The sequence below is a fragment of the Xanthomonas vasicola genome, assembly GCF_000772705.2.
In the GTDB taxonomy this organism is placed as follows: Bacteria; Pseudomonadota; Gammaproteobacteria; order Xanthomonadales; family Xanthomonadaceae; genus Xanthomonas; species Xanthomonas vasicola.
Genome location: NZ_JSBW02000039.1, coordinates 101,566 through 125,775, shown reverse-complemented (window position 1 = coordinate 125,775; position 24,210 = coordinate 101,566). Strand labels below are relative to the sequence as shown.

The window sequence follows — 24,210 nt, the reverse complement described above, 5'->3', positions numbered from 1 at the left end:
GTGCAAGACGGACAGATCAAAACGGCGCCGGCGAGGGTTTGGAACGCGCTGGCGGCAGTTGCCGGGCGCTCGTGGACTGCGGCGCGGGGCAGCGGTGATCAGGTGCGTACGAATTTCCGCCCCGGTCCAGCCCGCCTGGCAGCAAGCGCAGTCAACGCGCTTAACCTTCTTCAGGCGTCAGCGTCTTCAGCTGCAACGCGTGAATCGCTCCGCCCATCAGTCCGCCCAGGGTCGCATAGACCATGCGGTGCCGCGCCAGCGGTGCCTTGCCGACAAATGCGGGGCTGACCACGGTGGCCTCGAAGTGCACGCCGTCGTCGCCGTGCACGTCGACGCGGGCTTCGGGCAAGCCGGATTCGATGAGTTTACGGATGGTTTCGGCGTCCAAAGGGCGTTTCCTCATAAAATGAGCGCACATTCTACTCTTCACCCGAGTTCCGCATGGCTGTCTCGCACCTGCCTTCCGCCACCGTCAGCGACGCCAGCCTGGTTGCCAGCGGCCAGCGCGTGCTGGAGATCGAGCGCGAGGCGTTGGCCAGTGTGGGCGCACGCATCGGCAGCGACTTCGCGGCGGCCTGCCGTCTGGTACTGGCCTCGCGCGGGCGGGTGGTCGCCACCGGCATGGGCAAGTCCGGCCATGTGGCGCGCAAGATTGCCGCCACGTTCGCCTCGACCGGCACCCCGGCGTTCTTCGTGCACCCGGGCGAAGCCGGGCACGGCGACCTGGGCATGATCACCGAGGCCGACATTGTGCTTGCGCTGTCGTACTCGGGAGAATCGGACGAAGTGCGCATGCTGCTGCCGGTGCTCAAGCGCCAGGGCAACCCGATCATCGCCATGACCGGCCGCGCCAGCTCGACCCTGGCCAACGCCGCCGACGTGCACCTGGATGTCAGCGTGTCGGCCGAAGCCTGCCCACTGCATCTGGCCCCCACCTCCAGCACCACCGCCTCGCTGGCGATGGGCGATGCGCTGGCGGTTGCCCTGCTGGATGCCCGCGGCTTTACCGCCGACGACTTTGCACGCTCGCACCCGGCCGGCAGCCTGGGCCGGCGCCTGCTGCTGCATATCACTGATGTGATGCATGCCGGCGACGATCTGCCGCGTGTACGCGAAGACGCCAGCCTGAGCGAGGCGCTGATGGAAATGAGCCGCAAGCGGCTGGGCATGACCGCCGTGGTGGACGCCGACGACCGCCTGATCGGGCTGTTCACCGACGGCGACCTGCGCCGCGCACTGGACAGCGACATCGATGTGCGCAGCGCCGGCATCGCGCAGGTCATGACGCGCAACCCGCGCACCATCGGCGCCGACCAACTGGCCGCCGAGGCCGCACGGCTGATGGAGGACTACAAGATCAACGGCCTGATTGTGGTCGATGCGCAGCAGCGCGCGGTGGGCGCATTGAACATTCACGACCTGTTGCGCGCCAAGGTGGTTTAACAGGTTCAGTTTTCAACCGCCGGACCCCGTTCTTACCGATTCGTGCCGATGCCCTATTCCCCTTTGCAGCACCTTCCCGCCGAACTGATCGAACGCGCCGCGCGTATCCGCCTGGCCTGTTTCGACGTCGATGGCACCCTGACCGACGGCCGCCTGTACTACGACCACGCCGGTAACGAGAGCAAGGCCTTCAACGTACTCGACGGCCAGGGCCTGAAGCAGCTCGACCGGGCCGGCATCCATGTCGCGCTGATCACTGCGCGCACCAGCCTGTCGGCAGAAAAACGCGGCCAGGACCTGGGCCTGCATGTGCAGATCGGGGTGAAGAACAAGCGCATGGCAGTGCTGGCGCTATGCCAGGAGCACGGCTTGTCGCTGGACCAGGTGCTGTTCATGGGCGACGACCTGCCCGACCTGCCCGCATTGCTTGCGGTTGGTCTGCCGGTGGCGCCGGCCAACGCACACCCCTGGATCGCCGAACGTGTGCAATGGCATACCCGCGCCCGTGGCGGCGAAGGTGCCGCGCGCGAGGTGTGCGATGTGGTGCTGGCCGCACAAGGCCAGGTCGAGCGCATCATCGAAGGGTTTTCGGCATGAATTGGAACTGGCGCACCACCCTGGGCGTGGCGCTGTTCGTCGCCGCCGTGATTTCCGGCTGGTCGGCATGGAAGCAGCGCGCGCGCCCGGCCGCCGCGGCCGTGCAGGAGTCAGGCGCGGACTACATCCTGCGCGACTTCGAGCTGATCGCCCTGGACAAGCAAAGCGGCAAGGAATCGATGACGCTGCGCGCGCCGGAAATGCATCGCAACCGTGCCGACCAGACCGCAGACATCACCACGCCGGTGTTCCTGATGCCCGACAACGCCAATCTGCCGTGGACCCTGCGTTCCAAGACGGGCTGGCTCAACCCGGATGGCACCCAGCTGCGCCTGCGCGGCGACGTCGAGGGCGACAGCCCGACCGGCGGCGCAACTCCGCCGACCACGTTCCGCACCCAGAGCCTGGACGTGTTCCCGCAACAGAACATCGCCAAGACCGACGCGCCAGTGACCATGACCCGCCCGGGTATCATGCAGAGCGGCGTCGGCTTTGAAGCCGACCTCAAATCACGCCAGTACAAGCTCCTTTCTCAGGTCAAGACCCGCTATGAACCGAATGCTGCACGCTAAACTGGCATTTGCCGCACTGCTGTTGCCTGCACTGGCAATGGCCAAGACCAGCGATCGCAATCAGCCGATGGCGATCGACTCCAATGCCAACGATTGCAACATGCTCGATGACAGCGGCAAGTGCCGTTTCAGCGGCAATGTGGTGATCACCCAGGGCACGCTGGAAATCCACGCCGACACTGCCGATATCTTCCAAAAGAACGGCCAGACCGATCGCGTGGTACTCAATGGCAAGCAGGCCACGCTCAAGCAGGAGATGGACGACGGCGCGATGATGCACGGCCAGGCCGACAACATCGAATACAAGGTCGCCGATGAAATCATCATCCTGACCGGCAATTACAAGGTCGATTCGCCCAAGGGCACCAACGCCGGCCAGCGCATGGTCTACAACACCAAGACCGGCAACATGCAGAGCGGCGGCGATGGCAGCCGCGTGCGCACCATCATCCAGCCGAAAAATGCCGCGCCTGCCGCGCCTGCCGCGGCAACGCCCGCCCCGACACCGGCCGCCAAGCCTGCTTCCAAGTCGCAGGGGAAGAAGTAATGCTGGTCGCCACCGGTCTGCGCAAGAAGTACAAGCAACGCGAAGTCGTCAAGGAATTCGGTCTCACGCTTGAGGCCGGCGAAGTGGTCGGCCTGCTAGGCCCCAACGGTGCCGGCAAGACCACCTGCTTCTACATGATCGTGGGTCTGGTCGAAGCCGATGCAGGCCGTATCGAATTGGACGGCCGCGACCTTACTGCCGAGCCGATGTACGCGCGCGCCAAGCTCGGCGTCGGTTACCTGCCGCAGGAACCGTCGATCTTCCGCAAGCTCACCGTGGCCGACAACATCCGCCTGGTGCTGGAGTTGCGCGAGGAACTCGATAACGCCGGCCGTGAGAAAGAACTGGTCTCGCTGCTGGAAGAACTACAGATCACCCACGTGGCCGATCAACTGGGTGCCAGCCTGTCCGGCGGCGAGCGGCGACGTTGCGAAATCGCACGTGCGCTGGCGGCCAATCCGCGCATGATGCTGCTGGACGAACCCTTTGCCGGCGTGGACCCGATTTCGGTTGGCGAGATCCAGCGCATCATCATTCACCTCAAGGAACGCGGCATTGGTGTGTTGATCACCGATCACAACGTGCGCGAGACCTTGGGAATCTGCGACCGCGCGTATATCCTCGCCGAGGGGGGCGTGCTGGCGCAGGGGGCACCAGACACGTTGCTAGCCAATCCCGATGTCCGTCGCGTGTATCTGGGGGAAACTTTCCGCCTTTGAGCGCGCCGCCGCGCCAACGTTTTTTCCAGTCAGTGCCCGCATGAAAGCCCGGCTCCAGACATCGCTAGGACAGCAGTTGGTCATGACGCCGCAATTGCGTCAGGCGATCAAACTATTGCAGATGTCCACCACTGAGCTGGAAGTGGAAATTGCCGAAGCAGTGGAAACCAATCCACTGCTGGAATGGGCCGACGAGGCCGCGCACGCGGCCAGCGACACGGCGATGGAATCCTCGTCGTCCGCGTCCGCTGAAGAACCCCAGCGCGAAGAAGCCTCACCTGCCGAGCGCGATGACGATTGGTCGCAAGACGAACTGCAGTGGACCGGCTCGGGCAGCGGCGGCAGTTTCGACGACGACGAGTCCGGTGATGCCGCCGAGCGCGTGGCCGACTCCGAAACACTGGCCGATCACCTGCTGTGGCAGCTGCATCTGTCGCCACTGTCGCCACGCGACCGCCAGATCGGCGCGATGCTGATCGACGCACTGGACGAAGACGGCTACCTGCGCGAACCGCTGTCGGCGATTCTCGAAACCCTGGCGCTCGGCGCGGCGGTGGACGAAGCCGATGTACTCACGGTGTTGCACCAGATCCAGCGCTTCGACCCGGTCGGCGTGGGTGCGCGTACGCTGGGCGAATGCCTGGCGCTGCAGCTGGCGGTGCTCGACCCGGCCCCCCCGGGCCGCGAGCTGGCGCTGCAGATCGTCGCCGGCCCGTTGGAACGGCTGCCGCGCAGCGGCGTGGCTGGCCTGGCCCACGAGCTCAAGCGTTCTACGGCCGACGTCGAACAAGCCGTGCAGCTGGTGCGCTCGCTAGACCCGCGCCCGGGCAAGCAGATCGGCGATCTGTCGCAAGACACTTACGTGGTGCCCGACTGTGTGATCTGGCGCCAGCGCGGCGTCTGGCGCGCCTCGCTGGCCGGCCGCGCGCAACCCAAGGTCACCATCCACCGCGGCTACGAAAACCTGATCCGCAGCTGCGGCGAATCCGACGCCGGCTACCTGCGCGGACAGTTGCAGGAAGCGCGCTGGCTGCTCAAGAGCGTAGAGGCACGTGGCGAAACGCTGCTGCGGGTGGTGCGCTGCCTGCTGCAGCACCAGGCCGGGTTTCTGGAATTCGGTGCGCAGGCCCTGCGCCCGTTGACCCTGCGCGAGATCGCAGGCGAGCTCGGCCTGCACGAATCCACCATTTCCCGCGCGATCTCGCGCAAATACGTGCGCACCCCGCGCGGCACCATCGCGCTACGCTCCTTTTTTGCTTCGGGTATCGACACCGACAGCGGCGGCGAGGCCTCCAGCACCGCCATCCAGGCCATGATCCGGCGCCTGATTGATGCGGAGAACCCGCGCAAACCCTTGTCCGACGCCAAACTGGCCGATCTGCTGAAAACATCCGGCGTACCAGTGGCGCGGCGCACCGTTGCGAAGTATCGTGAGGCCATGAACATTTCCGCCTCCCACGAACGCGTACGCATCGCCTGACGTTGCAACCACCGCAACGCCGGCCTGCGCCGGGTTAGTCGGATTACCGGAACGGTTCATTGGCCCACCGACCAATGGAGGTATCTGATGCGTATCGAGACGTATGGCCACCAGCTTGAAGTGACCCCCGCCCTGCGGGAGTACGTGGCAAGCAAGCTGCAGCGACTGCAGCGCCATTTCGACCAGCACTGCGAAGTCCGAACGCAGCTGGCCGTTCGCAAGCCAGACCACCACGTGGTCGCCACCGTCAACCTTCCCGGTCGCACCCTGCACGCAGATGCCAGCGGCTCCACCATGTATGCGGCCATCGACCTGCTGGTCGACAAGCTCGACCGCCTGGTGCTCAAGCACAAAGAAAAGAAATGTAACCACCACGCCCGCGAGGTGCGCGACAATCCCGCATGACGCTTCCCGCTTGATGCCCTCATGCCTTTAACCGATCTGATGGCGGCCGTGCGCACCGTGGTGTCGCCGGCCGCCGATCGCGACACCGTCCTGCACACCGCCGCCGATTTGCTGTCCTGCCGCCAGGCCGGCGCCGACGAGCTCTACGCCAACCTGTGCGAGCGCGAGGCCCTGGGCAGTACCGCTATCGGCCACGGCATCGCCATTCCGCATGGGCGCTGCCCCAACCTCACAGAACCGCGCGGCGCCTTGCTGCGGCTGGATACGCCGGTCGCGTTCGGCGGCGACGAGCCGGTGGATCTGATCTTCGCCATGGCCGTACCGGCGCACTACACCCACCAGCACCTGATGCTGCTGTCGGAGTTGGCCGAACGGTTTTCCGATGCGGACTTCCGCCAGCAACTGCGCGCCGCGCCCAACGCCGACGCCCTGATGGCCCTGCTCACCGACGTGCCACCACCGCAGGCGAGCGCGGCATGAATACCAGCATCACCGCACGCGAACTGTTCGACCAGCAGCGCGACAAGCTGGCGTTGCGCTGGGTTGCCGGCCAGAAGGACGAGCACCGCGAGATCCAGGCTGGCAGCAACAATGCGCGCCGCCCCTCGCTGGCCGGCTACCTCAATGTGATCTATCCCAACAAGGTGCAGATACTGGGCACCGAGGAACTGTCCTGGCTGGACTCGCTGGATGCGCGGCAGCGCTGGGAAACCATCGAAAAGATCATCCAGGTGCAGCCGCTGGCGCTGGTGATCAGCAAGAACCAGTCGTGCCCGGAAGACCTGCGCGCGGCGGCGGACGAATCCAACACGCCGCTGTGGATTTCGCCCAAGCGCGGCCACGAACTGCTCAACCACCTCTCCTACCATCTGGCGCGCACGCTGGCGCCGCGCGTCACGCTGCATGGCGTGTTCATGGAGATCTATTCGATCGGCGTGCTGATTACCGGGGAAGCCGGCTCAGGCAAGAGCGAGCTAGCGCTGGAATTGCTCAGCCGCGGCCATCGCCTGGTGGCCGACGATGCGCCCGAATTCACCCAGATCGCGCCCGATGTGCTCGACGGCACCTGCCCCGAACTGTTGCAGGACCTGCTGGAAGTACGCGGGCTGGGCGTGTTGAACGTGCGCGACATGTTCGGCGACACCGCGGTGAAGAAAAACAAATACCTGCGCCTGATCGTGCACCTGACCCGGCCGATGACCGAGCCCACGCCATCCGGCTACGAGCGCCTGACCGGCGATTCCGGCAGCCGCCATGTGCTGGACCTGGACGTGCCGCTGATCACCCTGCCGGTGATGCCCGGCCGCAACCTGGCGGTGCTGACCGAAGCGGCCACGCGCCTGCATATCCTGCGCACCAAGGGCATCGACCCGGCGGCGATGTTCATCGCCCGCCATAGCAACCTGCTGGAGCGACGCACGCCATGAGTATCGCGCCCTCCACGCTGATGATCGTGAGCGGGCTTTCCGGCTCGGGCAAATCGGTCGCGCTGAAGACCTTCGAAGACCTGGATTACTACTGCTCGGACAATCTGCCGGTGGAGCTGCTGCCGGACTTCGTCAAAAGCCGCCTGCGCGGCAACCCGGTCGGCGACCAGCGCCTGGCGGTGGGCATCGATGTGCGCAGCCGCAGCGACCTCACCCAGCTGGCGCAGTGGCGTCAGGCCGCACAGGAATACGGCATCGAAGCGCGGCTGCTGTTTTTCGAGGCCAGCGACGAGGCATTGATCAAGCGCTACGCCGACACCCGCCGCCGCCATCCGCTCAGCCATCTCGGCCTGGCCCTGCCGGAGGCGATCACCCGCGAGCGTCAGTTGACCGAGCCGCTGCGTGCGCAGGCCGATGCCATCATCGACACCAGCACGCTCAACGTGCATCAGTTGCGCCGCCGCGTGGTCACCAAATTCGCGTTGGGCAGCAACGACCGCCTGTCGCTGTTGTTTGAATCATTCGCCTACAAGCGCGGCGTGCCGGCCGAGGCCGATTTCGTGTTCGATGCGCGCGTGCTGCCCAATCCGCACTGGGACCCGGAACTGCGCCCGCTCACTGGCCGCGATGCCGGCGTGCGCAACTATCTGGATAACGAAGCCGATGTGCAGCGCTATAGCGCGCAAATTGTGGACCTGCTCGACACCTGGTTGCCGCGGCTGCGCAATGACACCCGCAGCTACGTGACCATCGCTTTCGGCTGCACCGGCGGCAAGCACCGCTCGGTGTACATGGCCGAACGCATGGCCCGGCACGCACGCGAACAAGGCTGGCCGGAAGTGGCGACGTTTCATCGCGAGCAGGACTGAGAGGCTGGGATTCAGGAGTGGGGGCTCGGGATGCGTTGAAGCGAAATCCTGTGACGTGAGCGTGCTCCACCTACGTCAAGACGGCACTCTCGCAGCGCCTTTTTAAGGTTGCGATTGTTTGCGGATGGCTTGCATCTGCTTGGCGCTGCGAAAAGGCGACAATGCTGCAGATGGCGCCACTAAAACACTTGCTTCCTAAAGCCGCTTGGGATTTTGGTTTGGCGCGCTAGGCAACGCTGCACGATCAACGCATGGTGATGTCGCAACCAACGCATTGGCGGCGCTCCGCAAGGCATGACCGCCTGCCCTGCCTGACGCTACGCGAATAGCAGCGTTCGCTTGCGGTCTGGGCCGCATTGCTGACGCTGCGCACGTCACGGATCAGTGCCACATGTGCAACGCATAATGGCGGCACGTAGTGGAGCCGCGTCGCTGCAGCAGTCCTAAACGGCTATTCAGTTCGCGACGCATCTGTGCCGGCAAACGCTATCGCGCAGTCATGCTGACCTGTTACCGTTTCGGCATGGCCTGTGGCATTCTCCTCATTACTCATCCCGGCATCGGCGCAGCGTTATTGAACGTGGCGACGGGGCTGTTGCGGCATTTGCCGTTGAAGACCGAAGCATTCGATGTGCCATTCGATGCAGACCTGGACACGTTGCTGCCCCAGGCGTCGTCGGCGATGCGCAGGGTCGACAGCGGCGACGGCGTGCTGGTCATGACCGACCTGTACGGCGCCAGCCCCAGCAATCTCGCCAATCGTCTGGCCAAGCTGGGCACACCGGTTCGCCGGGTGTCTGCACTGAGCCTGCCGATGCTGCTGCGGGTGATGAACTACCCCGAACAAGGATTGCAGGAGCTGCCCGCCACTGCGGCGGCCGGCACTCGCAATGGAGCGATCATCGACGATGCTTGAACGCGAACTCATAGTTTCCAACCGACTCGGACTGCATGCGCGGGCCACCGCCAAGCTGGTGCAGACGTTATCGTCCTATCGCAGCAACGCCACCCTGGCGGCCAAGGGCCGCGAGGTGAATGCCAAGAGCATCATGGGCGTGATGTTGCTGGCAGCCGGCCAAGGCACCAGCGTAGTGGTGCGGCTGGACGGCGAAGACGAAGCCGAGGCCCTGCAGGCGTTGGTGGACCTGTTCGAACGTCGCTTCGACGAGGACAGCTGAGCATGCGCGGCGTCGGTGCCGTTGCGGCCGACACGGCGCCGCTGCGCCAGGCAGACGCATGAGCCTGCGCTTACGCGGACATGGCGCTGCGCGCGGCAATGCACTGGGTCGCGCGCGCGTGCGCCAGAGCCACACGCTGGAAGTGGCCGAACAACGCGTGCCCGCCAATCAGGTAGAAACGCAACTGCAGCGCCTGCATGCAGCGATCGAATCAGCGCGCGGCGAAATGCAGCAGTTACGCGATCGCCTGCAGGGCGCACTGGCGCGCGAGGTCGGCGAATTTCTCGAGCTGCATGCCTTGCTGCTCGACGACCCGGAGCTGCTGCAAGGCCTGGATGAGCTGATCCGCACCCACCGTTACAGCGCCGACTACGCCTTGCGCGTGCAGCGCGACCGGCTGGCGGCAGTGTTCGACGGGATGGAGGATGCGTACCTCAAGAGCCGCATGGACGATCTGGATCACGTGATCGGTCGCATCCATGCATTTCTGCACAAGCGCGCGCCCGATTTGAAGGGCGTGGCCGGCGAGATCCTGGTGTGCGACAACGTCGCCCCGTCCGAGCTGGCGCAGCTGCAGGCACAAGGCGTGGTCGGCATCGTCACCACCGCCGGCAGTGCGCTGTCGCATAGCGCGATCCTCGCGCGCAGCCTGCACCTGCCATTGGTGGTGGGTGTGAGCGACGCGGTGCAGCGCATCGAAGATGGCGATGTGCTGATCGTCGATGCCGGCTCCGGCCAGGTGATCGTCGATCCCAAGCCCGAGCATCTGCGCGACTACCGCGAACGCCTGCGTGCGCTGGCCAAAGAACAGCGCGAGCTGGGGCGGTTGCGCTCCAAACCCACGCGCACGCGCGACAACGTCGATATCACGCTGCTGGCCAACGCCGAATCGCTGGAAGACGTGGCAAAAGCGCATGCGCTGGGTGCCAGCGGGCTGGGTTTGTATCGCACCGAATTTCTGTTCCTGCAGCGCAACGAACTGCCGGACGAAGACGAACAATTCCAGACCTATCGCGATACCGTGCTGGGCATGAGCGGCCGCCCGGTCACCATCCGCACGCTGGACCTGGGCGCCGACAAGGCCGACCGCACCGGCTTGACGCTCAGCGATGAAGACAACCCGGCGCTGGGCCTGCGCGGCGTGCGTCTGTCATTGGCGCGGCCGGCGGTGGCACAGACGCAGTTGCGCGCGATCCTGCGTGCGTCCGGCTACGGGCCGGTGCGCATCCTGGTGCCGATGGTCAGCAGCCGCGAAGAAATCCTGCTGCTGCGCAAGCAGTTGAAGAAGCTCACCGCGCAGCTGCGCGAAGAAGGCCACGAGATCGCCGAGCACATTCCGCTGGGTGCAATGATCGAAGTGCCGGCCGCCGCATTGGCGCTGGATTGCTTCATCGACGATATCGATTTCCTGTCGATCGGCACCAACGATCTGGTGCAGTACCTTCTGGCAGTGGATCGCAACAACGAGGCACTGGGCGAGCTGTATTCGCCATTGCATCCGGCGGTACTGCGCTTGATTGCGCAGGTGCTTGCCACCGGGCGCAGCTACGGCAAGCCGGTGGCGGTGTGCGGCGAGATCGCTGGCGACCCACGCTTCGTGCCGATGCTGCTGGCATTGGGGCTCACCGAGTTGAGCCTGCATCCGGCGACCTTGCTGGAAGTGCGCCGCGCGGTGCGCGATACACATCTGGGCGAGTTGCGCGTGCATGGCGAAAAATTGCTGCGCGCCCGTGATCGCAAGGGCATCGAAAAATGGTTGGCGGGCCATACCCAAGCGCTCCTGCGGTAACTGCTGCACGCGGCGCGCACCTGGTCGCCAGCGTGGCGGATGCTTACAGCCTGCGCATTCGTCCTCGACAAGCGCTTCGAAAACGCCGCCTACGTAGCCCGTCGCGCACCGTTGCCTACACGTTTCAGCAGCCCTCGCCGTCTGGATGCGGCCATCGCGCACGCACTGCACAAACGCGCTGCAGCCACACTGTATGTTTCGTCACCTTGCGCAAGCGATAATGTCGCGCTGACCCAGCACCGCGTCTTCCACTGACGACACGTCCACTCTTCCGGGGAGCCGCATGGCCGAAGCCGTCCGCCACGACAGAACCGCGCGCCAGCTACGCTTGCTGTCCGACGCGCTGGATAGCGGACGTCTGGGGCCGGTGCGCCGGTTGGTCAACACGCTGGCGCCAGCGGAGATTGGCAACCTGCTTGAATCGCTGCCACCGGGCAAGCGCGAAGTGGTATGGGGCCTGGTCGATCCAGAAGACGACGGCGAAGTGCTGCTGCACGTCGGCGACGAAGTGCGCGAGAGCCTGCTGGCCGACATGGACACCGACGAGATCGTGGCTGCGGTCGAAGACCTGGACATCGACGATCTGGCCAACCTGGTCGAAGACCTGCCCGACACCGTCATCGATGAAGTGCTCAAGTCGATGGACCGCGAAAACCGCGAGCGGCTCGAGCAGGTACTGTCGTATCCGGAAGACACCGCCGGGCGTCTGATGAACCCGGACGTGGTCACTGTGCGCGCCGACGTCAACGTGGATGTGGTGCTGCGCTATCTGCGCCTGCGTGGCGAGCTGCCCGACCACACCGATCACCTATATGTGGTGAGCCGGCGCCATCAATACCTGGGCCGGGTGCCGCTGGCTGCGCTGGTCACCCACGAAGACAGCACCCCGGTCAACCGGCTGATCGACGACGAGCAGCCGGCGATCGATGTCGGCGACGGGTCCGACGAAGTGGCGCGGCGCTTCTCCGACCACGACTGGATCTCCGCGCCGGTGGTGGACGACAACAACATCCTGCTCGGTCGCATCACCATCGACGACGTGGTCGACATCATTCGCGAGCAGGCCGAACACCAGGCTATGAGCGCGGCCGGTCTGGACGAAGACGAAGACATGTTCAGCCCGGCCCGGCGCGCGTTCCGGCGCCGCCTGATCTGGCTGAGCATCAATCTGTGCACCGCATTTCTGGCGTCCAGCGTGGTCAGCCGGTTCGAGGGCACCATCGAAAAACTGGTGGCGCTGGCGGCGCTGATGCCGATCGTGGCCGGCATGGGCGGCAATGCCGGCACCCAGGTATTGGCACTGATGGTGCGTGGCCTGGCGCTAGGCCAGATCGGTTCGTCCAACGTGATGACCTTGCTCAAAAAAGAGCTCACCGTCGCGCTGATCAACGGGCTGTGCCTGGGCATCGGGCTTGGCCTGATCGTGCTGGCCTGGTTCCAGCAGCCGATGCTGTCGCTGGTGATCGGCACCGCGTTGACGGTGAACATGCTCACTGCCGCCTTCGGCGGAGTGCTGGTGCCAGTGACCTTGAAACGCTTGGGCTTCGATCCGGCATTGGCCGGTGGTGTGATCCTGACCACCCTGACCGATGTAATGGGCTTTCTGAGCTTTCTCGGCCTGGCCACACTGGTACTGCTGCCTTGACCTGCGGCGGTTGCGGTGAGCGTACGTGCAGTGCATGCGATGACGATAAGCAGATGAATATTTAACCGGAATCGCCGCAGCGCGATATGCCAGAGACCTTGCATGCGGTAATACTGCAACCACGTGATTGGTCGGGAGAGCTGCGTGATCCGTCGTTGTCTTGTTGTCATTGCCTTTGCGCTCCTGCTGGCCGGCTGCTCCAGCATGGCTGAGCGACACCACGACGAACGCCGCGGCCATTTCGTCACCCGCACGCTGAGGCTGGAAGGGCGACTGTACCGCTATCAAGTGTTCGTGCCGGCGTCCAAGGTGGCGCAGCCACGGCCCATCGTGCTGTTCCTGCACGGCTCGGGCGAGCGCGGCGATAACGGACGCGACCAGGCCGAAGTCGGCGTGGGCCCTTACTTAAGCGAACACACCGCCGACTTCCCCGCGCTTGTGGTGCTGCCGCAGGTGCCCGAAGACGAAGAATGGATGGGCATCAATGCGCGCATGGCCATCGCTGCGCTGGATGCGGCCAGCGCCGAATTCAGTGCCGACCCGCAGCGCACCTACCTCACCGGCATTTCGATGGGCGGCTATGGCGCCTGGGAAATCGGGCTGATGCAGCCGCAGCGGTTTGCGGCAATCGTGCCGATCTGCGGCGCGCTCAAGGCACCGCGCGATGAGCGCCGCACCTTGTACGTGAGTCTGGTGGCGAAGGAAGCGGACCCGTACACCGCGGCAGTGACGCAACTCAAGCACGTGCCAATCTGGATGTTCCATGGCGCCAAGGACGATTCCGTACCGCCGCACGACGACCGTGCGCTGTACCGCGCCGCAAAGGGCGTCGGCGCCAATGTGCGTTACAGCGAATACCCGGAAAGCAACCATAACGCCTGGGACGCGACTTACGCAGACCCGGCGATGTGGGAATGGATGTTCAAGCAGCGCCTGCGCTGACGCTGTGCAGCGCTGCACGGGCGCGGCGCGCGCGCGAGATGGCGTGACACCGCCAGCGCGGCTTAGAGCGACTAACAAAAAACGTAACGAGCGGTCGCCAAGCGGGTGTAGACGGCGCGGAGGAACCGCAGGTCCGAGTGGCACATGCCGATTCCGGGCACCGGCCGTGCCCGCCTGACGGCTGCGCAGGCGTTTTGTTAGCCGCTCTCAGTGGTGATAGCCATTGTCTGCGGTGACCTTGCCGCGGAACACGCGGTATGACCACACCGTGTAGCCCAGGATCAGCGGCAGCAACATGACCAAACCGACCATCGCGAACAACTGCGAAGACGGCGGCGCGGCGGCCTGCCAGATGCTGTAAACCGGCGGCACCAGATACGGCCACATGCCCAGCACCAGCCCCAGGAAGCCCAGCACAAACAGACCCATTGCCAACAGAAATGGCAACGCATCCGAGCGCCCCGCATCGGTCGCACGCCACAGCGCGAACCCTACGATGACGACCAGCAGCGGCACCGGCATCAGCCACAGGTATTGCGCGCCACTGAACCAGCGCCCCATCACGTGCGATTGCAGCGATGGCAACCAGGCGCTGACCAGGCCGATGAAGATCAACACGCTGATGGTCAACGGCCGGCTCAACTGCCGCGCCAGCTCCTGCACATGGCCTTCGGTCTTGAGAATCAACCAGGTGCTGCCGAGCAGTGCATAGCCGAACACCAGGGCGGCGCCGGTGAGCATCGCGAACGGACTGAACCAGCCCCAGATGCCGCCGACATAGCGGTCGTTCTCGATCGGCAAGCCCTGCACCAATGCACCCAGGATCACGCCCTGCGCGAAGGTGGCCAGGATCGAACCGGCGGCAAACGCATTACTCCACAAGCGCCGCGAGCGATGCGCCTTGAAGCGGAATTCGAACGCCACACCGCGGAACACCAAGGCCATCACCATCAACAGCACCGGCAGATACAGCGCCGACAGGATCACCGCATACGCCTTGGGAAAGGCAGCCAGCAGCCCTGCCCCGCCCAGCACCAGCCAGGTTTCGTTGCCGTCCCAGATCGGCGCGGCGGTGTTCATCATCAGATCCAGCTGCGCTTCGTCCTTGCGGAACGGCGCCAGCATGCCGATGCCGAGCACGAAGCCGTCCAGCACCACGTACATCAGCACCCCAAAGCCGATCACTGCAAACCACGCCACCGGCAGTACTTTCGTCATGTCCATCATGCGGCTCCGTCAATCGATGCATCGGCCGCCGAGAGCGGACGTGCCGGCGTGTGTTCGCCGTGGTCCAGATGCGGCGCGTCAGCATGCGGGGTCGGCCCTTGCTTGCCGATCTTGACCAAGTACCAGATGCCCCAGCCGAACACGAACGCGTAACCAGCCACATACACCGCCAGCGAGATGACGGTCATCAGCGCAGACTGCGGCCCCACGGCATCGGCGGTGCGCAACAAACCGTAAACCACATAGGGCTGCCGGCCGATCTCGGTGACGAACCAGCCAGAAATCAGCGCGATGAAGCCGCTTGGCAACATCCAGCGCCAGGTCGCCAGCAACCAGCGCCACTGCACCAGCTTGCCGCGCCACAACGCGAACGCAGACACCCAGGCCACCAGCAGCATCAACGAGCCGATGCCCACCATGATGCGGAAGGCGAAGAACACCGGCGTCACTGGCGGACGCTCGCTTGCCGGCACCGAGGTCAACGGCGCGATGCTGCCGTCCAGGCGGTGGGTCAGGATCAGGCTGCCCAGGCGCGGAATCGCCAGCTCGTAATCATTGCGCTCGGCCTGCGCGTTGGGCAACGCGAACACCACCAGCGGAAACCCCTCGCCCGGCTTTTCGGCATGCCAGTGCGCTTCCATCGCGGCGATCTTCATCGGCTGATGCTTGAGGGTGTTCAAGCCATGCATGTCGCCGACAAAGATCTGCAGAGGCACGGTGATCGCGGCAAACACCACTGCCAGCTTGAGCATGCACAGCCCTGCTTCTCGATGCACACCGCGGTGCAGATACCACGCGCCCACTGCACCGACCACGAAACACGTCGTGATAAACGAGCCCAGCGCCATGTGCGCAAGCCGGTACGGGAACGAGGGGTTGAAGATGATCTTCAACCAGTTGACCGGATGTACGATGCCGCCGATCACATCGAAGCCGGCCGGCGTCTGCAACCAGCTATTGGACGAGAGAATCCAGAACGTGGAGAACAGCGTGCCCAGCGCCACCATACAGGTGGCAAAGAAGTGCAGACGCTCGGAAATGCGCCCCCAGCCGAACATCATCACGCCCAGGAAACTGGCTTCCAGAAAGAACGCGGTGAGCACTTCATAGCTCAGCAGCGGCCCGATCACGCCACCGGCAATCCGGCTTAATTCCGGCCAATTGGCACCGAACTGGAAGGCCATCACGATGCCGCTGACCACACCCATGCCGAACGACACCGCGAAGATCTTCTGCCAGAAGAAATACAGCTCGCGCCAGACCGGCAGACGCGTGCGCAGCCAACGCCACTCCAGAAACGCCAGCAGACTGGAAAGCCCGATGGTAAATGCCGGAAACAGCACGTGGAACGCGATGACGAACCCGAACTGGATCCGCGATAACAGCAGTGCGTCCATGGAGAACCCTCCAGGAAAAGTGATCGTCGGCGAGCAAGCTGCAGATCGATCGCCGGGTTGCCACTGCATTGGACGATCGCAAGCAAGCTGCTGCGTTACGTCATCATGATAGGGACGGTCGGGCCCGTTCCCGATGCGACACGGCGTCGCATCTGCGACACTTTGCCGCTCTTGTCAAAGCAATGCGCCGCGATACCCTTCCCGTCATGCAGTAGGCCTTGCGCTGCAGACGGTGAAGGAAAACGTAGCCGCTGCGGCGTACTGGACTCTGATAAGCACGCGCCGGCGCACGATAGCAAGACCCACCACGCCATCCCTTGCAGAGTCAGGTCGCCGCAACGCTACGGCCGCACCCGCTCCCAGGCCCGCAGAACATTGCCGCCATACACATCAATGATGCGTTGCGTGGGCCAGCCGGCATCCATCATTGCCTGCGTGAGCTTGGGCAGATCTGCACCGCTGCGCATCCCGGTCGGCAAGCTGGAACCGCCATCGAAATCGCTGCCGAAACTCAGGTGTTTCCACGGATCTTCGACGATCCCCATGGCGGCAATCTGCCGGGCGAAAGCTTCGTAATAGCCAACAACACATGCGAGGTCGGCATCCGCGCCCGCGCACTGACACGGCCACCGACTCTTTACATCCGCGCACGGAAGCGTCGCGCAACTTCGCTGACCACGGCGATGACTGCGGTCAGCGCGACCATCGACAGGAACTGCGCACGCGTGTCGGCCGAATAGGCCAATAACCCGAAGATTACCGCCAGGATCGCCAGCGCCAGCACTGTCAGAAACGGATAGCCGCGCATGCGGAACGGCAAGGCGATGCCGGCGCGGTCGGCACGGGCGCGTAAGATAAATTGCGACACCAGCGAGATCGTCCACACCAGCAGGCAGGTAGCGCCGACGATGTTGAGTAGCATCGGCAACACCTTGTTCGGATACAGCAACTCCAGCGCGGCAGCAGCGAAGCCGAACAACACACTGGCGACCACCGCTACCAGCGGCACCTGCTCGCCGCTGGTCTTGGCCAGCACCCGCGGCGCTTCGCCGCGCTGTGCCAGCGAGAAGATCATCCGCGAGGCGCCATACAGATTGGCGTTGAGCGCCGACAGCAGTGCAACCACCGCCACCAGGGTGATCGCCGTGGCGGCACCGGGAATGCGTGCCACTTCCAGCACGGCAGCGAACGGCGAGCTGAGCGCATTGCTGGTCCACGGCACGACTGCGACGATCACGCTGATCGAACCGATATAGAACACCAGGATGCGCCAGGCCACAGTGCGGATGGTGCGCGCCAGGCTGCGCCCGGGGTCGGCGGTTTCCGCGGCGGCCACCGCCACGATCTCGGTGCCGCCGAAAGCGAACACCACCACCAGCAACGCCGAGCCGATACCGGCCAGCCCCTTCGGCGCAAAGCCGCCGTTCTGGGTGAAATTGGACAAACCGGGCGACGTGACTCCAGGCAACCCCCCGGCCAACAGGGCCACGCCGATCAGCAGGAACACCACGATCGCCAGCACCTTGAGAATGGCGAACCAGAATTCGAACTCGCCGAAGTTACGCACACCCAACAGGTTGATCGCAGTGAACGTGGCCATGAACAGCAACGCCAGCAGCGGCGCCGGCAAGGCCGGCCAGACCGTCGCCAGCAGCCCCGCCGCGCCGACTGCTTCGGCCGCGATCACCACCACGATCTGCACCCACCACAGCCAGCCCACCGTCGCCCCGGCGGTCGGACCCATCGCGTCGGCCGCGTACACCGAGAACGCGCCGCTGGCCGGCTTGGCGGCCGCCATTTCGCCTAGCGCGTTCATCACGATGATCACCAAACCACCGGCGATCAGGTAGGACACCAGCGCGGCCGGCCCGGCCGCATGGATGCCCACGCCCGAACCCAGAAACAGCCCGGCGCCGATCGCCGTGCCCAGGCCCATCATCATCAATTGCCGCGGCTTCAGCGCATGGCGCAGTGCAGGCGCGGCGGACGCAGCGGTCTCAGCAACGGGGTCGGTCGGAAGCGGCATGGACAGGCTTGAATAAATGGAATCGCGACACGATACCGCGTCGCGGCGCCTGCCGCGCCTCTTGACGCCAGCCCGGGGAAGGAGTGGCTAGGCCCGACATTCGTGCCTTGCCCTCGGGCGTGCGGCAAGCAGCGCACGGCGACTTGCCCGGCACGCGCTGCCGCCTGCCTGCCGACGCAGCGCCAGCGAGCAACCTGCCGTCATCGAGCTATGGAGTCAACACATCCCCGGACAGGCCGGGGATGTGTGTTGATGCGGCTACGCGCTGCCGATCACTCGGCCAGATCTTCCCCGCACCCGCGGTGGCAATCACCTTGGCCTTGACCTGCGCCGCCGGGGTGACGGTGTACATGGAGCCCAGCGGCTCCGGGAACACCTTGGAGCTCACCCAGTTGGTGGCATTGACGTAGGGCTTGCTGCCGTCCGGCGTGGTCCAGGTGATGCCGCTGCCGATGTAGTTGTTGATCAGGTCCCAATAGCCGATCTCGCTACTGTCGCGCGAGTTCACCGGGTTCTTGATGTTCTCGAAGTAGTTCGACTCAATCTTCGCCACGCCGCCCATGCGCACGTTGATGCCGGAGATGAACACATTATTGAAGTAGTTGTTGTAGATGTGGCTCAGGCCGCGACGCTGCGATGGGAAGCGCGATTCCACATTCTCGAAGCGATTGTGATGATAGGTGGTGCCTGCAGCCAAGTTCTTGGTGTCGCTGTCGCTATAGCCGTTGAACGCGACTTTTTGATAGTTATAGACGTAGTTATAGGAGACGGTGACGTGGTGCACGCCCTTTTTTTCATATCAATGCCGCCGTCGAAGGAGGCATCGCCGGCACCGGAGCACTTGGTGAGCGAAGCAAAGATGGTGTTGTGATCGACCCAGATCTTGGATGGCTCGCCACTGGAGTTGCCCTCCAGCGAAATTGAATCGGCATCTTCGCCGCCTTGCAGCAAACCGATGGTCATATTCTGGATGATCACGTTGTGCGCATCGCCGACCACACGCATGCGTGTATGTGCATGTGCATGCAGACGTCGAGGCTGCATGTGGTTTTAAGCACGCACCTGGCTATAGATCAATCGCACTTACGTCTGTGATGGTCCGTGTGCTGATTGCATGCAGGCTCGCCCCGCATCTGTGCCTGCGGGGCGACTGCAGCTGGCACAACAAGCTCTGCAGGTACGCAATGCAACATGTGCATGTACATCGCCAGAGGCGTGCGTACGCGTGGTATCCAGCGGTTGCTGCAGCGTCGCTTGCAGCCCTTCCGCAGTGCATCAGAGCGCTCATGCGTTGGGCTGTCTCACGCCCAAGCTCACTCCCACACTGCGGAAGTGCGTTGCGGCGCTCGCGCAAAGTGCACGGCCGGCAGCTTGACGATGGCTCGCGCCAATGCTCGAAACGACATCGACAGAACACCGGCCATAACGCGTGCAGCGCCATGTCTGCACCGCCAGAAATGCGTGGGCACTGAACTTCGCTAAATGCCTCTATCGGACGCGCGGAGCGATGATGCCCGCCCAAGGCGGCATCAACGCTGCAGGCACGGACGTGTAAGCCGTATTCGGCCCGCCGGCTCTAACCACACCCACACCAGGCCACTCAAACAGCGCGATTGGCCAACGCCGACGAACGCAGCATCTGCCCACCGGGCCAGGGCGTCTGATCGTCCAGGAAATTGCCGACCATTTGCATGCATGCCGCGCGTTCTTCCACGTGCGGCATATGGCTGGAGTTGGCGAACACATGCCAGCGCGCATCCGGAATCAACCGCGCATACGGCTCGACGGTTTCCGGCGTGGCTTCGTCGTACTTGCCAGAGAGCACCAGCGTGGGCGTGGTGATGCGGTGCAGGCGCTCGATGATGCTCCAGTTGCGCAAGCTGCCCACCACGTGGAATTCGGTCGGGCCATTCATGGCGTGATACACGGTCGGGTCGGCATCGATGGCGGCAAAGGTACGCCCCACTTCGGCAGGCCACGGCAGCACGCGACACACGTGCTTTGCATAGAACACCTGGCTGGCGGCGCGATAGGCCGGATGGTCCAACGTACCGGCGGCTTCGTGCTCATCCAGCGCAGCCTGGATGTCGTTGGGCAAACGCGCGCGCAGGCGTAACGCAGCAGCCCGCCACAAGCCCATCGACGCGGGCGAATTGGCGATCACCAGCGCACGTAGGCCGGCTGGACGGCGCACCGCGTGTTCGGCGGCCAGCATCCCGCCCCAGGACTGGCCCAGCAATGCGTACTGCGACAGCCCCAGATGCGCGATCAGCGTCTGCAGTTCATCCAGAAATAGCCCCACTGTCCAGAAGCCTGGGGCGGCATTGGGCAAATGGGTGGAATTGCCGTTGCCGAGCTGGTCGTAGTGGATCACCGCACGGCCGCTGGCCGCCAGGTCCTTGAAGCTGTCTACGTAGTCGTGGGTGCATCCGGGGCCACCGTGCAACACCAGGAGCGGGCAGGCATCCGCACACAGATCGCCGGTAATGCGGTACCAGGTGCGGTAGCCGCGGAATTCGACGTAACCTTCGGTGCACTGCATGACCTGCGCCTGCCTACGGCAATGATGTGCCCCGAGCTTAGCGAGCAGGCCCACTGGCGTTAACTGGCAAATCTCACAGGTTTGAGTGCGCCCGGATGCGCGGTTGGCGCTGGCGGATAGCCGGTTCCACCAAACGTGTTGCGTCGTTGAATTCCGCGCGATACCGCACGATTCAACTTCGCTTTTCGATCGAAATGTCCGCTATGCATCAGTGTGGCTGTCGCGCGCGCAAGCTCGCTCAATTCGAAGCGCCTCAGAAAACGTAACGAGCGCTTGCCAATGGATGTGGATGGCGCACGAGGAAAGATGTTGTACGCGGTATCAGCAGGTTCCCAGCACCCGCTGCGCCCGCGTGGCGGCCGCGCAGGTGTCCATCAGCCGCGGTTATGGCTCCAGCAACCGATAGTGCATACCCCGCACCACCGCTTCCACGCGGTTACGTGCCCCCAGTTTGCGGGCAGCCGAATTCAGATGCAGATTCACCGTGGCGGTTGAACGGTTGAGGGCCGCGGCAATATTTTTGGAGGTCAGGCCTTTGGCCGAATACTGCAGACACTCGCGCTCGCGACGGGTCAGCGCGATGTGGTGGCAGCGACGTTCCTGCGGGTCCAGCAATTCCTGCGCACGCGCCTGGAAGGCGTGTGCCAGCAGCAAGAAGGGCAATAGCTGCGCTTCGGCCAAATGCGGCGCTTCTGCATCCACGGTGTCGATCGCGCCGCTGAAGGTGGCGAATGCGCCACCGGGCAGATGCAGCGGCACCGTGGCGCCGGTCCCCATGCCGCTATCGCATAGATAACGCGTCACTTGCCAGTGCTGGCCACCCACATATTCCACACCGGCGCAGTTGCCGTCGGTGCGGTATGACCACACGAACGGCGTGGTGCGTCGCGTTGCACGCTGCTGAACAGGGTCATGTTGGTAGTACCCATGCGCGCACCAGACATGCTGCATATCGCCCGGCGCATTGCGCTGCATGAACACCGTTGGCGTGATCAGCGCCCCCTCGATACTCAAGGGCACCGGTGCGTAGTCGTACACCAGCGATTGGAAACCGAGTGCAGAGACATCGCGAAACACCCGATCCAGGCATCTATTGAGCGTCTGCAGCGCCTGCAGATCGCGACTAAGGCTGGCTAGAATTTCGAACGTGGCGAATCCTCGGTACCGGTGGTTGCCAACGGGTGACATACAGCATGGAAAACCTAGCACTTTTGCCAATGGATGGGCTTGCCGGCCACATTATCGTCACAATTCCGGTCACATAGCTGCAGCGCAGAACGGGCGTTCAGGTCCTTGAAGCGTTTGCGCTGCGCGCCGGCATCCCTTTCAACGGACACCTGCATGATCGACACACCACGCCGCGACGCTGCGGCCACGCTGGAACGCTTTGGCTACGCACAAGAGCTCAAGCGGCAGCTCACGCTCAAGGATCTGCTGATCTACGGGCTGGTGTCCATGGTGCCGACGGCACCGTTTTCGATCTTTGGCGGCGTCTTCGACATCAGCGCCGGAATGGTGCCGCTGACCTACCTGGTCGGCTTCGTGGCGATGCTGTTCACTGCGCTGAGCTACCAACAGATGTCGCGGGCATTCCCCGTGGCTGGCTCGGTGTATGCCTACGTCGGGCGTGGGCTGAGCAGCGGCATGGGCTTTCTGGCGGGGTGGGCGATTCTGCTCGACTATCTGCTGGTGCCGACCCTGCTGTATGTGGTCGGCGCCAATGCGATGCATAACGTGTTGCCGGCGGTGCCGCAGCCGGCGTGGATTGCATTCTTCGTAGTGCTCAACACGGTGGTGAACCTACGCGGCATCGAAACCACCGCACGTGCCAATCGCTTTTTTCTGCTTGCACAGTTGATTGTATTGGCGGTGTTCGTGGTGCTGGCGACATTGGCGATCCAGCGCGGCGTCAATGGCGCGCACTGGAGCTGGCGCCCGCTCTACGACCGGCAGGCATTTTCCCCGCAGTTGATCTTCAGCGCGTTGTCGGTGGCGGTGGTGTCGTTCCTCGGCTTCGATGCGATCTCCACCTTGTCGGAGGAAGCGCGCGGCGGCAACCGTGTCGTGGGGCGCGCCACCTTGTTGGCATTGCTGATCGTCGCAGGTCTATTCGTCTTGCAAACGTGGCTGGCGGCACTGCTGCAGCCCACCCTGCAGCGTTACCCCAGCGCGCAGGCATCCAACGATGCATTCTTCGAGATCGGGCGATTGATCGCCGGACCATGGCTGCAGATCGTCATTGCGCTCACGGTGGCGATCAGCGCGGCAATCGCCAATTCGCTGGTGGCACAAGCGGCCACATCGCGCTTGTTATTCGCCATGGCGCGCGACCGGCAGTTGCCGGCATTTCTGCGTTACATCCACCCGCGTACCGGCGTGCCGCAGCGTGCGATCTTGCTGTTGGCAGGCCTAAGCATCGTGCTGGGCGAACTCTTCGTCGGCCAGATCGCGCTGCTGTCGTCGCTGTGCAACGTCGGCGCACTCACCGCCTTTGTATTGCTGCATATCGCGGTGCTATGGCACTTCCGCGGCCAGGGTCGACGCGTGTTGCATGGTGTGGTGCCGTTGATCGGTATCGTCATCCTGGCCTATGTATTGATCAATGCCGACATGCACGCGCAACTGGGTGGCACTGCGTGGATGGTTGTGGGGCTAACGGTACTGGCGTTTCTGAAACGCAGCGGACGTTCTACCGAATTTCGCGCCAGCGACGCGCTGGAATAGCCGTGACAACAGCGCTGGCTGCTGCACTGCCATGTCGCGGTTGGCCCTATGCTGCGAGCCATCGCAACTGCGTAGTAGTGGCCTGCAAGCGTAACCAGATGCTGTGCCGCGACGCTGCAGCACACGATCAATGCGGCGTAACGCATCGCGCATGCACACGGCAGAGGGCGCTACGTACATGCTGCAACGTTACTGTGCACAAGACGGCATGCATCGCTGCGGCCGTCTCTACCAGAGTGCGCATGCGATACAGGCTAACTGCACCCAAGACGCAACACATCGATGATTGAAGATATGACTATATTTATTGCGACTATCTATCTACGAACGATATTTTTGGGCGCATATTCAGCCCTGAAGTTCCCTAGTCTCGTTTGGCGCCACGATGGCGCCCGCTTGTTGCAGCCCCCCGCTGCAGCTCGCCGATCCCTGACGAGAAGGACTATCCATGAATCGGGCAGAGACAAATACCGTGGCCGCTCCGCCGATCAGGCCATACATGCTCGCATCGTCGCTTTGCGCGGTCGTGGGGAGACCATCGCCAACACTGCGCGACTCGCCGGCACAAGCGTGACTACCGTAAAGCGGGTGTGGGCGGCTTACTGCGCGCGAAGTCATGGAAATTGATTGCCGGGAGTAGAGCGCCGTGAAGTCAGGCAGGACTTCAGTTGGGGATGGCTC

At 63.8% G+C, this 24,210-nt stretch carries 23 protein-coding genes, 1 other RNA gene and 2 pseudogenes; 17 read left to right on the top strand and 9 right to left on the bottom strand.

The window, feature by feature from the left end; all coding sequences use genetic code 11:
- Nucleotides 1-160: 160 nt before the first annotated feature.
- Nucleotides 161-388, bottom strand: a complete 228-nt coding sequence (locus NX05_RS09945) for a BolA family protein (protein ID WP_010369228.1) — start codon at nt 386-388, stop codon at nt 161-163.
- Between the two features lie 53 nt (nt 389-441).
- Here NX05_RS09945 and NX05_RS09940 point away from each other — a divergent pair, with 53 nt between their 5' ends.
- The 15 genes from NX05_RS09940 (at nt 442) to NX05_RS09870 (ending at nt 13,613) form a co-directional block, all read left to right on the top strand.
- Nucleotides 442-1,443: a KpsF/GutQ family sugar-phosphate isomerase gene (locus tag NX05_RS09940; RefSeq protein ID WP_039433257.1), complete on the top strand. Its 1,002-nt coding sequence runs from the start codon at nt 442-444 to the stop codon at nt 1,441-1,443.
- Between the two features lie 48 nt (nt 1,444-1,491).
- Nucleotides 1,492-2,040, top strand: coding sequence for a KdsC family phosphatase (locus NX05_RS09935; RefSeq protein ID WP_039433255.1), 549 nt, complete (start codon nt 1,492-1,494; stop codon nt 2,038-2,040).
- Complete coding sequence (lptC, locus tag NX05_RS09930; RefSeq protein ID WP_039433254.1) at nt 2,037-2,612, top strand: LPS export ABC transporter periplasmic protein LptC; 576 nt, start codon at nt 2,037-2,039, stop codon at nt 2,610-2,612. Before NX05_RS09935 ends, lptC begins: the two co-directional genes overlap by 4 nt.
- Nucleotides 2,590-3,159: a lipopolysaccharide transport periplasmic protein LptA gene (lptA, locus tag NX05_RS09925; RefSeq protein WP_104607649.1), complete on the top strand. Its 570-nt coding sequence runs from the start codon at nt 2,590-2,592 to the stop codon at nt 3,157-3,159. Before lptC ends, lptA begins: the two co-directional genes overlap by 23 nt.
- Nucleotides 3,159-3,878 carry an LPS export ABC transporter ATP-binding protein gene (gene lptB / locus NX05_RS09920; RefSeq protein ID WP_039433252.1) on the top strand — a complete coding sequence of 240 codons (720 nt, stop codon included), beginning with the start codon at nt 3,159-3,161 and terminating at the stop codon, nt 3,876-3,878. The genes lptA and lptB overlap by 1 nt, the downstream gene beginning before the upstream one ends.
- Before the next feature lie 40 nt (nt 3,879-3,918).
- Entirely contained in the window at nt 3,919-5,358 is a 1,440-nt protein-coding gene (locus NX05_RS09915) for an RNA polymerase factor sigma-54 (RefSeq protein WP_039433251.1), read from the top strand.
- An 87-nt stretch (nt 5,359-5,445) separates the two neighbouring features.
- Complete coding sequence (gene hpf / locus NX05_RS09910) at nt 5,446-5,763, top strand: ribosome hibernation-promoting factor, HPF/YfiA family (RefSeq protein ID WP_005913379.1); 318 nt, start codon at nt 5,446-5,448, stop codon at nt 5,761-5,763.
- A 21-nt stretch (nt 5,764-5,784) separates the two neighbouring features.
- Nucleotides 5,785-6,243: a PTS sugar transporter subunit IIA gene (locus NX05_RS09905; protein WP_039433250.1), complete on the top strand. Its 459-nt coding sequence runs from the start codon at nt 5,785-5,787 to the stop codon at nt 6,241-6,243.
- Nucleotides 6,240-7,190, top strand: coding sequence for an HPr(Ser) kinase/phosphatase (gene hprK, locus NX05_RS09900; RefSeq protein WP_039433249.1), 951 nt, complete (start codon nt 6,240-6,242; stop codon nt 7,188-7,190). Before NX05_RS09905 ends, hprK begins: the two co-directional genes overlap by 4 nt.
- Nucleotides 7,187-8,059, top strand: a complete 873-nt coding sequence (gene rapZ / locus NX05_RS09895; RefSeq protein ID WP_010369215.1) for an RNase adapter RapZ — start codon at nt 7,187-7,189, stop codon at nt 8,057-8,059. The genes hprK and rapZ overlap by 4 nt, the downstream gene beginning before the upstream one ends.
- Before the next feature lie 523 nt (nt 8,060-8,582).
- Nucleotides 8,583-8,975 carry a PTS sugar transporter subunit IIA gene (locus NX05_RS09890; RefSeq protein WP_010376914.1) on the top strand — a complete coding sequence of 131 codons (393 nt, stop codon included), beginning with the start codon at nt 8,583-8,585 and terminating at the stop codon, nt 8,973-8,975.
- Nucleotides 8,968-9,237 carry an HPr family phosphocarrier protein gene (locus NX05_RS09885; protein ID WP_005913389.1) on the top strand — a complete coding sequence of 90 codons (270 nt, stop codon included), beginning with the start codon at nt 8,968-8,970 and terminating at the stop codon, nt 9,235-9,237. The genes NX05_RS09890 and NX05_RS09885 overlap by 8 nt, the downstream gene beginning before the upstream one ends.
- Nucleotides 9,238-9,295: 58 nt before the next feature.
- Nucleotides 9,296-11,026, top strand: a complete 1,731-nt coding sequence (gene ptsP / locus NX05_RS09880) for a phosphoenolpyruvate--protein phosphotransferase (protein WP_039433248.1) — start codon at nt 9,296-9,298, stop codon at nt 11,024-11,026.
- A gap of 283 nt (nt 11,027-11,309) precedes the next feature.
- Nucleotides 11,310-12,671 (top strand): magnesium transporter, encoded by a 1,362-nt coding sequence (gene mgtE, locus NX05_RS09875; protein ID WP_010369204.1) that lies wholly within the window; start codon nt 11,310-11,312, stop codon nt 12,669-12,671.
- A gap of 204 nt (nt 12,672-12,875) precedes the next feature.
- Nucleotides 12,876-13,613 (top strand): carboxylesterase family protein, encoded by a 738-nt coding sequence (locus NX05_RS09870; RefSeq protein WP_017117393.1) that lies wholly within the window; start codon nt 12,876-12,878, stop codon nt 13,611-13,613.
- A gap of 69 nt (nt 13,614-13,682) precedes the next feature.
- Here NX05_RS09870 and NX05_RS22305 read toward each other — a convergent pair.
- The 8 genes and pseudogenes from NX05_RS22305 to NX05_RS09835 form a co-directional block, all read right to left on the bottom strand.
- A non-coding RNA gene (locus NX05_RS22305) (sX9 sRNA) lies at nt 13,683-13,759 on the bottom strand.
- Nucleotides 13,760-13,820: 61 nt separating this feature from the next.
- Nucleotides 13,821-14,837 (bottom strand): cytochrome d ubiquinol oxidase subunit II, encoded by a 1,017-nt coding sequence (gene cydB / locus NX05_RS09865; protein WP_039433247.1) that lies wholly within the window; start codon nt 14,835-14,837, stop codon nt 13,821-13,823.
- Nucleotides 14,837-16,237, bottom strand: a complete 1,401-nt coding sequence (locus tag NX05_RS09860; RefSeq protein WP_039433246.1) for a cytochrome ubiquinol oxidase subunit I — start codon at nt 16,235-16,237, stop codon at nt 14,837-14,839. Before NX05_RS09860 ends, cydB begins: the two co-directional genes overlap by 1 nt.
- A gap of 341 nt (nt 16,238-16,578) precedes the next feature.
- Complete coding sequence (locus NX05_RS09855) at nt 16,579-16,782, bottom strand: membrane dipeptidase (protein WP_039433245.1); 204 nt, start codon at nt 16,780-16,782, stop codon at nt 16,579-16,581.
- 92 nt (nt 16,783-16,874) lie between these two features.
- On the bottom strand, nt 16,875-18,263 hold the full coding sequence (locus tag NX05_RS09850; RefSeq protein WP_039433243.1) for an amino acid permease: 1,389 nt from the start codon (nt 18,261-18,263) through the stop codon (nt 16,875-16,877).
- Between the two features lie 208 nt (nt 18,264-18,471).
- Nucleotides 18,472-19,262 (bottom strand): annotated as a pseudogene (locus NX05_RS09845) (pectate lyase family protein); the annotation flags it as partial.
- A 601-nt stretch (nt 19,263-19,863) separates the two neighbouring features.
- The gene (locus tag NX05_RS09840; RefSeq protein WP_039433242.1) at nt 19,864-20,805 is read right to left on the bottom strand and encodes a proline iminopeptidase-family hydrolase; all 942 of its coding nucleotides are present in this window, start codon (nt 20,803-20,805) and stop codon (nt 19,864-19,866) included.
- A 384-nt stretch (nt 20,806-21,189) separates the two neighbouring features.
- Nucleotides 21,190-21,993 carry a LuxR family transcriptional regulator gene (locus NX05_RS09835; protein ID WP_052239567.1) on the bottom strand — a complete coding sequence of 268 codons (804 nt, stop codon included), beginning with the start codon at nt 21,991-21,993 and terminating at the stop codon, nt 21,190-21,192.
- Nucleotides 21,994-22,146: 153 nt separating this feature from the next.
- Between NX05_RS09835 and NX05_RS09830 the strand changes: the two genes are divergently transcribed.
- Both NX05_RS09830 and NX05_RS22295 read left to right on the top strand, forming a co-directional pair.
- Nucleotides 22,147-23,529: an APC family permease gene (locus NX05_RS09830; RefSeq protein WP_039433241.1), complete on the top strand. Its 1,383-nt coding sequence runs from the start codon at nt 22,147-22,149 to the stop codon at nt 23,527-23,529.
- A 456-nt stretch (nt 23,530-23,985) separates the two neighbouring features.
- Nucleotides 23,986-24,156 (top strand): annotated as a pseudogene (locus NX05_RS22295) (helix-turn-helix domain-containing protein); the annotation flags it as partial.
- Nucleotides 24,157-24,210 lie beyond the last annotated feature (54 nt).